Genomic DNA, 12,353 nt, shown 5'->3' with positions numbered 1-12,353 from the left:
TTTCAGGTATCGGCGCCGAATTCGCGCGCCAGGAATGCCTCGAACGCGTCAAGGTTGATCGCTTCGAATTGGCCAAAGCCCTGCATCCATACGGAGGCCTCGCGAAGGGCATCGGGTTCCAGCTTGCACCATTTCACGCGACCGCGCTTTTCCTGTGTGATCAACCCGGCGCGGGTGAGGATGGTCAGGTGCTTGGAAATGCCGGTCAGGCTCATCTCGAAGGGATCGGCCACATCGGTGACGGCCATGTCATCCTCGAGCAGCATCGACAGGATCGCACGCCGCGTCGGGTCGGCCAGGGCGGCGAAGATTGCGTCGAGGTCTTGTGTCATGCCTGTTGCTATCGCGCGGGGGTGGATGATCGTCAACCATTTGGTTGAATATGGGTTTCCGCCCCTGTTGGCGCAAACAAGTGGCACGCGGGCAGGTTTGGCGTTTGAGCGTTTTCCCATAAATGAAATTAAATCAACAGGTTGCCGTGTTTTCGCCGGTTGCGAACGGGCGCTTGACTCATCGGGTGCCGCGCCGTAGCAAAGCGCCAAGCAAACCCATGGGGGTTCTTGGCGTGGACGATCCCGAAAAGCAGCGCCGTCTGGCCGAGCTTGAGGCAAAGATTGAAGCCGCGAAAGCGGCCCATCAGCCCAAGGACCACATGGAAGAGCATTATTCCCAGGCGCAGCTTGCCTGGCGGATGGTGATCGAGATGGTGGCCGGTCTGGGGATCGGTTTCGGCATCGGGTACGGACTGGACAGCGTGTTTGGCACTCTGCCGTTCCTGATGGTGGTGTTTACATTTCTGGGGCTTGCCGCCGGGATCAAGACGATGATCCGCTCGGCAGGAGAGTTCCAGGCAAAGGAAATCGCGGCCAACCGGGCCGAGAACGACAAAGAGGGTTGAACATGGCGACGGAAAAAGGTGCCGAAGAGGGCGGTCTGGTTTTCCACCCGATGGATCAGTTCATCGTCAAGCCGCTGTTTGGCGACGGGCCGGTCGGCCTTTTCACCATCACCAACGTGACGCTTTGGATGGCGCTGGCGATTGCCGCAGTGGCCGCCCTGATGATCTTGGGCACGTCGCGCCGCGCGGTCATCCCGTCGCGCACGCAATCGGTGGCCGAACTGGCCTACGGGTTCATCTACAAGATGGTTGAAGACGTGGCGGGCAAGGATGCGCTGGCATTCTTCCCCTACATCATGACGCTGTTCATGTTCATCGTCTTCGCGAACTTCCTGGGCCTCGTCCCGATGGCATTTACAACCACGTCGCATTTCGCCGTGACGGTGGTGCTGGCTCTGCTGGTCTTTGTCACCGTCACCATCGTGGGCTTTGTCAAGAACGGCGCCAAGTTTCTGGGGCTGTTCTGGGTCAGCTCGGCGCCGCTGGCGCTGCGCCCGATCCTGGCCATCATCGAGATCATTTCCTACTTCGTGCGCCCGGTCAGCCACTCCATTCGTTTGGCAGGCAACGTCATGGCGGGGCACGCGGTGATCAAGGTATTCGCGGGGTTCGCCGCAATCGCCGTGGTCAGCCCGGTTTCAGTCGTGGCCATTACCGCGATGTACGGGCTCGAGGTGCTGGTGTCCTTTATCCAGGCCTATGTCTTTACCATCCTGACCTGCGTGTATCTGAAGGATGCATTGCACCCGTCGCACTAAGGAGCATGGTGGGCAGCACTGCCCACCTTACGCAGACGGGGGAGCGCATCCTGCGCTTTCCCCACGAGAAACACTGAATTCCAACTTCCAATCGTAAGGAGATACACCAATGGAAGGTCAACTGGCACATATCGGCGCAGGCCTGGCAGCAATCGGTTCGGGCGCAGCCGCAATCGGTGTGGGCAACGTCGCGGGCAACTTCCTGGCCGGCGCATTGCGCAACCCCTCGGCCGCCGCGTCGCAGACCGCGACCCTTTTCATCGGCATCGCATTCGCAGAAGCCCTGGGCATCTTCTCGTTCCTGGTTGCTCTGCTGCTGATGTTCGCCGTCTGAACCTTACGGAACCTGATCCTTACGGCCGGGCAGTCACCGCTTTCGCCGCGTGACTGCCCGGTGTAACCGGAAAGTTCCCCAAGGAGGACGATATGGCGACCGAAACCAACGCCGCTGACGCCGCGCAAGGGGCAGCCGCACCCGGCATGCCGCAGCTGGATTTCTCGAACTGGGACCACCAGATTTTCTGGCTTATGGTCACGCTGGTCGTGATCTATTTCGTCCTGTCGCGCATCGCGCTGCCGCGCATCGCGGCCGTTCTGGCCGAGCGTCAGGGGACCATCACCAACGACATCGCCGCCGCCGACGAGTTGAAGGCCAAGGCTGTCGAGGCCGAAGAGGCTTACAACAAGGCGCTGGCCGATGCCCGCGCCGAGGCTCAGCGCATCATCTCCGAGGCGAAAGCCGAAATCCAGACAGAGCTGGACGAAGCGACTGCCAAGGCCGACGCTGAGATCGCGGAAAAAACCGCCGAAGGTGAAAAGAAGATCGCCGAGATTCAGGCGAGCGCGATGGAAAGCGTGCAGGTCGTCGCCAAGGACACCGCGGCCGAGATCGTGGCTGCGCTGGGTGGAAAAGCCGACGCCAAGACCGTAAACGCGGCTGTCGCGAACCGGATGAAAGGGTAAGACCATGCGCAAGATTGCCATTCTGATTGCCCTGACAACCGCAAGCCCCGCCGCCGCGGCAAGCGGCCCGTTCTTTTCGCTGGGCAACACCGATTTCATCGTGACCCTGGGCTTTTTGCTGTTCATCGCGGTGCTGTTCTATTTCAAGGTGCCAACGCTGGTGATCGGTATGCTGGACAAGCGCGCCGATGGCATCCAGTCGGAACTGGACGAAGCGCGCGCCTTGCGTGAAGAGGCCCAGACCATCCTGGCCTCTTACGAGCGCAAGCAGAAAGAAGTGCAGGAACAGGCCGACCGCATCGTGAAACACGCCAAGGAAGAGGCCACGCTGGCCGCCGAGCAAGCAAAGGCCGATCTGCAGAAATCCATCGAACGCCGCATGGTCGCCGCCGAAGACCAGATCAAGATGGCCGAGGCCAACGCTGTCAAACAGGTGCGCGACACTGCCGCACGCATTGCCATTGCGGCGGCGGGTGACGTTATCGCCAAGCAGATGACCGCGACCGAGGGCAACAAGCTGATCGACGCGGCCATTGGCGACGTGGGTGAAAAGCTGCACTAAGCCACTCAGACCCGCCAATAGTTGGAAACGCCCGCTGGCCCATCAGCGGGCGTTTCGTTTTTTGGCTACCGGGCCTGTTCGTGCTCCAACCGGAGGCGGGCGATCTTTTCGTTCCGGTCGGTGCGTTGCTGATCATGCAGGGCGCGTTCAACATAGCGCAGATGCGCCTCGACGGCGGCGCGCGCAGCGGCGCCGTCGCGCTTTTGCAGCGCGTCATTGATGGCGCGGTGCTGGTCTATCAGGGTGTCACGCGTGGTGCGCTGCTTGAACATGGTCTGGCGGTTGTAGAACACACCTTGTTGAAGCAGTTGATACATCGAGCGCATCATGTGCAGCATGATGACGTTATTGCTGGCCTCGATGATCGACAGGTGAAAATCGGCATCCAGCCGCGCCTCGATCGTCGGATCGCGATGCTGGTGGGCCGCTTCCATCTTGTCGAAAATGGTCTGGATAACCTTCAGGTCCGTATCCGATGCAAACCGCGCTGCTCGTTCGGCGGCCAGCCCCTCCATGTCGCGGCGGAACGAGACATAATCGAAAACCGCCTCGTCATGTTCGGCAAATAGCTGGATGAGTGCGTCGGAAAAGGCGCTCCCCAGCACGTCGGCCACGTAGATACCCGCCCCCGCGCGGGTGCTGAGCAGGCCCTTGTCTTGCAACTCTGCAATCGCTTCGCGCAGCGAGGGCCGCGAGACGCCCAGCCGTTCGGCCAGTTCCCTTTCGGATGGCAGGCGCTCGCCCGGTCGCAGGATGCCCCGCAAGATCAGCTTTTCGATCTGGCGGGTGACAACGGTGGACAGTTTCTCGGGCTGCACGGGTTGAAAGGGCATCGGGGACTCGCGCTGTGAATTGGTCAGAACATATGACCGCGCCAACGATGCCACAAGGTCAAGGCGGTTTCGTGCCGGGCGCGAACTTGTCTGGATAGGGGCGGGGCCAAGGACGGCCGCCGCCATTTTGCGGGCAAAACCCCGGCGGCCAGGCTTGGCGGCAGAAGGAACAAGCCGATTGCGCCATCCCATCGACGGTGCGCGGGCCTGCCGTTGGAACAAGAAGGGGCGCGCGGATCTCTCCGCACGCCCCAGGGTCAGCCAATGGGAGGTTGGCTATTCCGCGGGCATGGTCGCCCGTTGGGGCGCCTTGCCGAAATGTTGGCGGTTCAGGCGAAGCACCAGGCCGATCATCGCGAATTGCGAAGCCAACGCGATGCCGGTCAGCACCCAGTAGGCAATACCGAATTCACCGATTACACCGGCTGCCACCAAGCCCTTGTTGATGAAGAATTGCAGCATCACGCTTAGCGCCACACCGGGGCAAACCAGCGCGTAGGAACCTGGCGATGTCTTGCTGCCAAATACGTAGTCGGTGAAATAACCCTGCCGGCGCAACACCACCATGCCCAGCAGCAGGAACAGGATCTGCACTGTCAGCAGGCGGGCAAGGAAAACCATGGTCTCGCCATCGGTTTCTTCCGCGCCGAACGACGTGTGCAGCCCGTGCGTCTGGCGCATGAACATGATGCCCAGCACGGTAAGGATCGGCACGATCACCATCAGCGTCGGCCCCGATTCGCGGGCCGTGCCGTGATGCAGCATCGAGTTGAACGCCGTGATCGCGGCGACGACCGTGTAGGTGATGGCGGCAAAGCCGAAAAAGGTCGACAGCACCAACGACAGGCCAACGGTCAGGGTGTTGCCGCTCATCGCGGCGGGGGCGGCAAGGCCCACGGCGACCATCGAGATGGCAAAGGCCGGCAGAAGCTGGGCAAAGCTGTTATGCGCGGTCACGTCGAACACGCCGCCTTGCGTCAACACGCGGCCCAGGAAATCGCCGATGGTCCGAAAGGCCCAGACGCCGAGGCCCAGAAAGGCGATCAGCGCCAACGGGAACAGGTATTCGATGACGTTCCAAAGTCTGGGCACGAACACAAGGCCGACAATGAACATGGCATTGATCGTCATCGCCGTGGCCAGTGGCGCGGCCAAAAGCGTGGTTTCAGCGTTTGAATTGCGTAGCTCGGCATAGCGATCGGTTTTCTTGAAAGCGGCGAGCGCGCCAAAGTTCCAGATCAGCGATTTGACGTTCAGAACCGTGAAAAAGGCGATGCCCAGAACGGCCACGATGATGGCGGTCTGCATTGGCAGCCCGCCAGTGGCGAAGGCGGCCGAGATATCCTCGAACGTGGGGACGGGGCGGCCTTCGTGCGGCACCCAGAACATCAGGTACATGAAAAATGTCACGGCCAAGCCGCCCGCCCCCAGCGACGCCAGGAAGTAAAGCGGTGAATAGGTGTCTGCGGGTCTAGTCGTGGTGTCAGCCATCGCGCGACTCCTTTTCTGTATTCCAAGGTTGCGAAACACATAACATTCGAAATATCGAATATAAAGGTACGGATTGTCGCAGCGAAATGCGTGTGGGTTAACCAGGTGTTAACCCGTTGGGCCTTCAGTGAGGTCATGCGCTTTGCATTTTACCTTGCCCTTTGCGCCCTTGCGGGCTGCAATATGCCCAGCCCGGGGTTTCGCGGGGTCGATCCCGTGCGAGTCACTGTTCCACCATCGGTGTTCGATGTACGGGTGCAGGGCAGCCAGGCCGAGGCGATCCGCCTGAATGTCGAATACGCGCCGCGCATGGGCCCGATCGGGCCGCGGGCCGTTCTGGCGATTGAGCAGGTCAGCGGCTGCACCGTGCGCCGCCAGGGCGGCGACCAGGCCATGATCCGCGCTTCGTTGAATTGCGGCGGGCGCAAGGCAAAACCGCGGCTGACGTCGCCCAGTTACAGTTGCGGGGTGATCACGCGGCCCGTTTCAGGTGGCCCAGGTTCCCGGATCGAGGAAATCATCTGCGACCCTCAGTAACAACCGGCCCCAAAGATCGGGCGCGCTGCGGTCGCCTGCCCGAGGCGCGTCGGCTTTCAGGCCAGGTGCTTTTCCATGAACACGCTTGTTTCGTTTTCGCCGTAATCGCCGAAAGGCCCGCAGGCGGTGAAACCGGCCCGGCGATAGAGGTTGATCGCGGCAAAAAGCTGGTCGCCGGTTTCCAGCCGCAGCCAGGTCAACCCAAGATCGCGGGCCTTTTCCTCGACCTTGTCGACAAGAGCGCGAGCCACCCCCTGCCCACGGGCCTCGGCATCGACGAACAGGGCTTTTATCTCGCCATAGCCGTCTTTCTCGGCCAGCGCGATAGTGCCCAGCAGCGCATCGTCATCGCCGCGCGCGGTAAAGAAATGTATGTCGGGGGCCGACAATTCCTCGGGCGACAGGAAATGGTTGTCTTCGGTATCGAACAACTCTTCCATCAGGGCGGCGCTGGAGCGCAACAACGCCCGCGCCTGCGGATCTGTCGGGTCGCCGGCGGCGATTGTGGGCATCTGGCAGGTCCTTCCAAGCGGGTATTGCAAAAGTGGTGCCCTGTGCCCGTGCCCGCGTCAAGCATCGTGGCGCCCGCAGTATCGGCAAAAAGCCGCGATATATTGTGGATAACTGCCTTTGCGCCCCCATATCGTGGGTGTTTTCGTTGACTCGCGTGCTCCTCACCCCCCAAAATCGGGCGATAACCAGAATCAAGGGGCGCCGCGTTGCGTTTTTCCAAGCTCAGGCTGACCGGCTTCAAAAGCTTTGTCGACCCGACCGATCTGCTGATCCGGGACGGGCTGACCGGGGTCGTGGGCCCCAACGGCTGCGGCAAATCGAACCTGCTTGAGGCGCTACGCTGGGTCATGGGGGAAAACCGCCCCACCGCGATGCGTGGCGGCGGCATGGAAGATGTGATCTTTGCCGGTGCCGCCACCCGGCCCGCGCGCAATTTCGCCGAGGTCAGCCTGATCCTGGATAATTCCGACAGATTGGCGCCACCTGGTTTCAACGATGACGATACGCTGGAAATCGTTCGCCGCATCACCCGCGACGTGGGCAGCGCCTACAAGGTCAACACCAAGGACGTGCGCGCGCGTGACGTTCAGATGTTGTTTGCCGATGCCTCGACCGGGGCACATTCGCCCGCGCTTGTCCGGCAGGGTCAGATCAGCGAGTTGATCAACGCCAAGCCCAAGGCGCGCCGCCGCATATTGGAAGAGGCGGCGGGAATCAGCGGGCTCTACCAGCGGCGGCACGAGGCCGAGTTGAAGCTGAAGGGCGCCGAGCAGAACCTGGCCCGCGTCGATGACGTGATCGAGCAGTTGGCCAGCCAGTTGGCGCAGCTCGAGCGCCAGGCTCGTCAGGCCGCGCGGTATCGCAGCATCGGCGAGGAGTTGCGCCGGGCCGAAGGCATGTTGCTCTATCGCCGCTGGAAAGAGGCTGACGAGGCGCGGTTGACCGCCGATGCGCAGCTGCGCGAACGGGTGACTGCGGCGGGACAGGCCGAAACCGCAGCGCGCCAGGCCGCCAAGGCGCGCGAGGCCGCCGAGGACGCCCTGCCCCCCAGGCGCGAAGAAGAAGCGGTGGCCGCCGCGATCCTGCAACGACTGCAGGTGCAGCGCGATGCGCTGGCCGACCAGGAAGAGCGCGCCCTGCAAACCATCGAGACCTTGCAGAACCGCATCGCGCAGCTTGGCAAGGATATCGACCGCGAGGCCGGGCTGAACCGCGACGCCGGCGACACCATCGAGCGCCTTGAATGGGAGCAGGCCGAACTGGCCAAGGCGGGCGATGGCCATGCCGAGCGTTTGGAAGAGGCCGCGCAGGCCGCGCGCGAAGCGGCCAGTATTCTGCAAGAGCGTGAAAGCGACCTGGCCACCCGCACCGAGGACGTGGCCCGCCTGGCCGCGCGGCACCAGTCTGCGACGCGCTATCTTGATGATACCCGCAAGATGCTGGTCCGGTCAGAGGGCGAGGCGGAAAAGGCGCGCGCTGCCGTGCGTGCTTCGCAAGAGGCGTTGCAGGCCGCCGACGCGGATTTCGAGGCTGCGCAAAAATCCGAGGCCGAGGCGACCGAGACCGCCGCCAATGCCGATGCCACGTTGAAAGAGGCCGAGGCCGCCCGCGCCGAGGCACAAGAGCGCGAGGCCGACGTGCGCGCCGAAAGCTCGGAGGCCGAGGGCGAGTTGAACGCGTTGCGTGCCGAGGTGACGGCACTGGCCAAGCTGCTGGAGCGTGACACCGCCGAAGGCGGACAGATCATGGACCGGTTGCAGGTGGAACAGGGTTTCGAAAAGGCGCTGGGGGCCGCGCTGGCCGATGATCTGCGCGCGCCCGAGGTGGGCGGCGACGGGCCTTCGGGCTGGATGGTGTTGCCGGCCTATGCCGAGGTGCAGCCCCTGCCCGAGGGAATCACGGCGCTGTCGCGTCACGTCTCGGTGCCCGAGGTACTGGAACGACGCATGTCGCAGATCGGCCTGGTTGGCCCCGATGACGGGCCGCGCCTGCAGCCGTTGTTGAAACCCGGCCAGAGGTTGGTGACGCTTGAGGGCGACCTGTGGCGTTGGGATGGCTACCGCGCCTGGGCCGAGGATGCGCCAAGTGCCGCGGCGTTGCGGTTGCAGCAGCTTAACCGGCTGGAAGAGTTGAAGCAGCAGATGGAGCAGGCCACCGCCCGCGCCGATGCCGCGCGGCAGGCACACCAGGCATTGGCCAGCAGGCTGGCTGATTTGACCGCTGCCGATCAGGCCGCGCGCCAGGCGCGGCGCGATGCCGATCGACTGGTGAACGAGGCCAACCGACGTCTCAGCCGGGCCGAGGCCGACCGCAACCTGGCGCAATCCAAGCTGGAATCCCTGGGCCTGGCCGTCACCCGGCACGAGGACGAGGCCACCGCCGCGCGCCAGCAACTGGCCGAGGCCGAGCGCGCCGTGGCCGAACTGGAAGATCTGGATGCCGCGCGCGCCGCCGTCGAAGACATCAAGATGACGGTCGAGGCGGCGCGGATGACCATGATGACCAAACGCTCATCGCATGACGAACTGCGCCGCGAGGGCGAGGCCCGCACCCGCCGGGCGCAAGAGGTGACCAAGGAAATCAGCGGCTGGAAGCACCGCTTGCAAACCGCCGAAACCCGCAGCGCCGAGCTGGTCCAGCGCAAGGCGCAATCCGAGGCAGAGCTGAAAGAGGCCAGCGCCGCACCCGAGGAGATCGCCGCCAAGCGTGATGAATTGGGCCAGGCGATCACCCAGGCCGAGGCGCGCAAGGCCGCCGCCGCCGATGCGCTGTCACAGGCCGAGGGCGCGTTGCGCACCGCAACCGAGGCAGAGCGGGATGCCGAACGCGCGGCCGGCGAGGCCCGCGAGGCCCGCGCCCGCGCCGAGGCACGTTTGGATGCGGCGCGCGAGACGGTCGATTACGCCGTTGCGCGGATCGCGGAAGACATGGAATCCACGCCCGAAAACCTGCTGGAACAGCTGGGCGCCGACGCGGATGCAATGCCACCCTCGGACAAGATCGAGGCGGATGTGAACCGCCTGAAACGCCAGCGCGACGCGCTGGGGGCGGTGAACCTGCGCGCCGAAGAGGACAAGCGCGAGGTCGAGGAAGAGCACGGCACGCTGGCCTCGGAGAAGATCGACCTTGAAGAGGCCATAAAGACCCTGCGTTCGGGCATTGCCAGCCTGAACCGCGAGGGACGAGAGCGGTTGCTGACCGCCTTTGAACAAGTGAACAGCAATTTCTCCATGCTTTTCCGCCATCTGTTCGGCGGTGGCGAGGCGAACCTCGTTCTGGTCGAATCCGACGATCCGCTGGAGGCGGGGCTGGAGATCATGTGCCAGCCGCCCGGCAAGAAGCTGTCGACGCTGTCGCTGTTGTCGGGGGGCGAGCAGACCCTGACCGCGCTGGCCCTGATTTTCGCGGTGTTCCTTGCCAACCCCGCGCCCATTTGTGTGCTGGACGAGGTTGATGCGCCGCTGGACGATGCCAACGTCACGCGGTTCTGCGACCTGTTGGACGAGATGTGCCGCCGCACCGAAACCCGGTTCCTGATCATCACCCACCACGCGGTGACAATGGCCCGGATGGACCGGCTGTTCGGTGTGACGATGCAAGAGCAGGGCGTGAGCCAACTGGTCAGCGTGGACCTGAAGAAGGCCGAGCAGATGGTGGCGTAATCCACGCCAACGTGATGTGTGGGCCGCTACAACCGGTGCTATGCTTGGCGGCATGAAAAGGTGCTGCTTTATTGTTGCATTGGTCACGGCCGTTCCGGCGCTGGCACAGGAATGGCCGGATCGTGCGGGCGACCGCACCATTCCAGCGGCGCAGCTTGAGGCGCGGCTGCGCGGCGAGGTGCTAACATTTCATGACGACGGGCGGTCGCGCTACTTCGATGATGGTCGGTACACCTATACTTACGCCGATGATGGCGGCACCGCCTACGGGTATTGGGAAATCACCAACGACAGCATTGTTTGCGTCGAATTCGTGCACGGTGCCGCGCGCTGCGACAAGATTGTCCAGAACGACAAGCGTCTCGTCTTGCTGACCGAGGCGGGCCACAGGTTCCCGGTGCGCAGTTCACCCTAGACCCGATGCAGCCGGTCTCCTACGCGCACCACGCCATCCTGCACGATCCGGCACAAAAGCCCGCGCAGGCGCAGGGGGCGGTTTTCGGGGGTGACGATCCAATCCTTGGCGGCTGTCCCATAGCGGGTTTTCCATTTCACGCAGCCCTCGTTGAAGGCGTCAGATACTTCGAGCACGGCCGTACCGGCCTGCAGGCGCGTGCCAACGGGCAGGCTGTCGACCGAGGTTTCGATATCCGCCACGATCGGGTCGCCCGGATGAACGGTGCCGCTGCGATCCTGCCAAACGGTATCCATTACCCGTTTCGGCAGGATCGATACCTGGATGCGCGGGTCGGGGCGGCCATCGGGCATTTTCAGCCACGGCGCGGTCAGCCAGCGTTCGCCGGGGATGCCCCTGTCAACGGTCAGTTCCAGCCGGTCAACGATCTGGCGTTGGCCATATCCGGGGCGAAAGCACAGCATCTCGATCGGTGCGTTGTCGGTGGGCGCGGCGCGGATATGGGCCAGCGCGGCCTGCAACTGCTCGGGTGTACGATGTGTCATAGGCGGTTCACCAATTCGCGTGTGGGCCAGGCATCGACAGGCAGGCCAAGACGCGCCTGCTCGGCGCGCACGGCAGCACGGGTGCCCGCGCCCAGTATGCCGTCAATGCCCCCCACGTCATGGCCGCGCGCCTCAAGCTTGCGTTGCAGCTCTTTCATCTGCTCGCCCGACAGGCCGGTATCGGGGGTGCCGGGCTCAAACACCGGCGCGCCGGACAGGCGCGTTGCGAAATAGGCGGCGGTCAGCACGTAGGTAAAGCTTTGGTTCCATTCGAAATAGACGTTGAAATTGGGATAGGCGATAAAGGCCGGCCCCTTGTGCCCCTGCGGCAGGATCAGGCTTGCGGGCAATTCGGCCTGCCATTGCCCGGAACGTGGACGCACGCCCATGGCCTGCCACTGGTCGGGGCGCAGCGTGGTGTTCAGCCCCGATTGCGACCAGTCCATCTGTGCGGGCAACCGCACCTCTTGCAACCACGGCTCGCCGGCGCGCCAGCCCAGGTGTTGCAGCATCTTGCCGCCCGACATCAACGCATCGGGTGCCGAGGTTTTCAGGCGGACATGCCCGTCGCCATCACCATCAACGCCGTTCTCGATGATGTCGCGTGGCAGCATCTGGACCATGCCGATTTCTCCGGCCCATGCGCCGGTGGTGCGGGCGGGGTCGAAATCACCCATCTCGTATAGCTGGATCGCGGCCAGCAGTTGCGGGCGGAACAGCTCGGGGCGGCGGCAGTCATGGGCCAGGGTTGCGAGCGCGTTGGCGGTGTTGAAATCACCCTGGAAGGCGCCGTAATCGGTTTCGAACGCCCAGAAGGCCAGAAGCACACCGGGTGGCACGCCGAAACGTGCTTGCACGCGGTCAAAGGTACTGGCCCATTCGCGTGCCATTTGCTGGCCCTTTTGCAGCCGGCTGGTTGAGATCAGCCGGCGGGCAAAGGTTGTGAAATCAAGCTGGAACACGCCCTGTCGGCGGTCGGCGGCCAGCACCTTTTGATCCTGGCGCAGGCTCGCGGTAAATCGTTGCACCGCCGCCGGATCGCGGCCCTGGGCGATCGCCTCTTGCGCGACCCCTTCAACGAAATCCGACCAGCTGCCGCCGCATTGCGCCTGCTGGGCGGCGGCGGGCAAGGCGGCGGCAAGGGAAAGGGCGGCGGCAAGAAGTGTCGTTCGCATC

General features: G+C 63.5%; 14 protein-coding genes. 8 read left to right on the top strand and 6 right to left on the bottom strand.

The genetic code is table 11. From position 1 onward, the window contains the following. Window positions 1-2: 2 nt before the first annotated feature. Window positions 3-332, bottom strand: a complete 330-nt coding sequence (locus M8744_RS13145; RefSeq protein WP_251418480.1) for an ArsR/SmtB family transcription factor — start codon at window positions 330-332, stop codon at window positions 3-5. A gap of 233 nt (window positions 333-565) precedes the next feature. On the opposite strand from M8744_RS13145, the gene M8744_RS13140 reads away from it, so the two are divergent. The 5 genes from M8744_RS13140 (at window position 566) to M8744_RS13120 (ending at window position 3,181) form a co-directional block, all read left to right on the top strand. Next, entirely contained in the window at window positions 566-898 is a 333-nt protein-coding gene (locus M8744_RS13140) for an AtpZ/AtpI family protein (RefSeq protein ID WP_251418465.1), read from the top strand. 2 nt (window positions 899-900) lie between these two features. Beyond that, entirely contained in the window at window positions 901-1,656 is a 756-nt protein-coding gene (locus tag M8744_RS13135) for a F0F1 ATP synthase subunit A (RefSeq protein WP_251418463.1), read from the top strand. A 109-nt stretch (window positions 1,657-1,765) separates the two neighbouring features. Then, entirely contained in the window at window positions 1,766-1,990 is a 225-nt protein-coding gene (locus M8744_RS13130; RefSeq protein ID WP_090027589.1) for a F0F1 ATP synthase subunit C, read from the top strand. Window positions 1,991-2,082: 92 nt separating this feature from the next. Next, a complete protein-coding gene (locus M8744_RS13125; RefSeq protein WP_251418461.1) occupies window positions 2,083-2,619 on the top strand; it encodes a F0F1 ATP synthase subunit B' in 537 nt (178 codons plus the stop codon). A gap of 4 nt (window positions 2,620-2,623) precedes the next feature. After that, window positions 2,624-3,181, top strand: coding sequence for a F0F1 ATP synthase subunit B (locus M8744_RS13120; RefSeq protein WP_251418459.1), 558 nt, complete (start codon window positions 2,624-2,626; stop codon window positions 3,179-3,181). 65 nt (window positions 3,182-3,246) lie between these two features. Here M8744_RS13120 and M8744_RS13115 read toward each other — a convergent pair whose 3' ends face one another. After that, complete coding sequence (locus tag M8744_RS13115) at window positions 3,247-4,014, bottom strand: FadR/GntR family transcriptional regulator (RefSeq protein WP_251418456.1); 768 nt, start codon at window positions 4,012-4,014, stop codon at window positions 3,247-3,249. A 276-nt stretch (window positions 4,015-4,290) separates the two neighbouring features. Continuing rightward, entirely contained in the window at window positions 4,291-5,505 is a 1,215-nt protein-coding gene (locus M8744_RS13110) for a TsoY family (seleno)protein (protein ID WP_251418454.1), read from the bottom strand. A 183-nt stretch (window positions 5,506-5,688) separates the two neighbouring features. Here M8744_RS13110 and M8744_RS13105 point away from each other — a divergent pair, with 183 nt between their 5' ends. Next, a complete protein-coding gene (locus M8744_RS13105) occupies window positions 5,689-6,042 on the top strand; it encodes a hypothetical protein (protein WP_251418452.1) in 354 nt (117 codons plus the stop codon). 56 nt (window positions 6,043-6,098) lie between these two features. On the opposite strand, the gene M8744_RS13100 is transcribed toward M8744_RS13105, so the two are convergent. Continuing rightward, a complete protein-coding gene (locus tag M8744_RS13100) occupies window positions 6,099-6,554 on the bottom strand; it encodes a GNAT family N-acetyltransferase (protein ID WP_251418450.1) in 456 nt (151 codons plus the stop codon). Between the two features lie 207 nt (window positions 6,555-6,761). Between M8744_RS13100 and M8744_RS13095 the strand changes: the two genes are divergently transcribed. Both M8744_RS13095 and M8744_RS13090 read left to right on the top strand, forming a co-directional pair. Further along, entirely contained in the window at window positions 6,762-10,217 is a 3,456-nt protein-coding gene (locus M8744_RS13095; RefSeq protein WP_251418448.1) for a chromosome segregation SMC family protein, read from the top strand. A gap of 79 nt (window positions 10,218-10,296) precedes the next feature. Beyond that, complete coding sequence (locus M8744_RS13090) at window positions 10,297-10,632, top strand: hypothetical protein (RefSeq protein ID WP_251418446.1); 336 nt, start codon at window positions 10,297-10,299, stop codon at window positions 10,630-10,632. Here the strand turns inward: M8744_RS13090 and M8744_RS13085 are convergent. Continuing rightward, window positions 10,629-11,177, bottom strand: coding sequence for an MOSC domain-containing protein (locus tag M8744_RS13085; protein WP_251418444.1), 549 nt, complete (start codon window positions 11,175-11,177; stop codon window positions 10,629-10,631). The genes M8744_RS13090 and M8744_RS13085 overlap by 4 nt on opposite strands. Further along, window positions 11,174-12,352 carry a lytic murein transglycosylase gene (locus M8744_RS13080; RefSeq protein WP_251418442.1) on the bottom strand — a complete coding sequence of 393 codons (1,179 nt, stop codon included), beginning with the start codon at window positions 12,350-12,352 and terminating at the stop codon, window positions 11,174-11,176. Before M8744_RS13080 ends, M8744_RS13085 begins: the two co-directional genes overlap by 4 nt. Window position 12,353 lies beyond the last annotated feature (1 nt).

Source organism: Lutimaribacter degradans (assembly GCF_023703375.1).
In the GTDB taxonomy this organism is placed as follows: Bacteria; Pseudomonadota; Alphaproteobacteria; order Rhodobacterales; family Rhodobacteraceae; genus Lutimaribacter; species Lutimaribacter degradans.
The sequence above is the reverse complement of the archived record's forward strand: the minus strand, read 5'-3'. Positions and strand labels throughout refer to the sequence as shown.

Excerpts from the sequence above, each read along its gene's own strand:
- M8744_RS13105 (WP_251418452.1), top strand. The coding sequence starts at position 5,689 with ATGCCCAGCCCGGGGTTTCGCGGGGTCGATCCCGTGCGAGTCACTGTT.
- M8744_RS13100 (WP_251418450.1), bottom strand. The coding sequence starts at position 6,554 with ATGCCCACAATCGCCGCCGGCGACCCGACAGATCCGCAGGCGCGGGCG.
- M8744_RS13135 (WP_251418463.1), top strand. The coding sequence starts at position 901 with ATGGCGACGGAAAAAGGTGCCGAAGAGGGCGGTCTGGTTTTCCACCCG.
- M8744_RS13120 (WP_251418459.1), top strand. The coding sequence starts at position 2,624 with ATGCGCAAGATTGCCATTCTGATTGCCCTGACAACCGCAAGCCCCGCC.
- M8744_RS13080 (WP_251418442.1), bottom strand. The coding sequence starts at position 12,352 with ATGCGAACGACACTTCTTGCCGCCGCCCTTTCCCTTGCCGCCGCCTTG.
- M8744_RS13145 (WP_251418480.1), bottom strand. The coding sequence starts at position 332 with ATGACACAAGACCTCGACGCAATCTTCGCCGCCCTGGCCGACCCGACG.
- M8744_RS13125 (WP_251418461.1), top strand. The coding sequence starts at position 2,083 with ATGGCGACCGAAACCAACGCCGCTGACGCCGCGCAAGGGGCAGCCGCA.
- M8744_RS13130 (WP_090027589.1), top strand. The coding sequence starts at position 1,766 with ATGGAAGGTCAACTGGCACATATCGGCGCAGGCCTGGCAGCAATCGGT.
- M8744_RS13115 (WP_251418456.1), bottom strand. The coding sequence starts at position 4,014 with ATGCCCTTTCAACCCGTGCAGCCCGAGAAACTGTCCACCGTTGTCACC.
- M8744_RS13085 (WP_251418444.1), bottom strand. The coding sequence starts at position 11,177 with ATGACACATCGTACACCCGAGCAGTTGCAGGCCGCGCTGGCCCATATC.
- M8744_RS13110 (WP_251418454.1), bottom strand. The coding sequence starts at position 5,505 with ATGGCTGACACCACGACTAGACCCGCAGACACCTATTCACCGCTTTAC.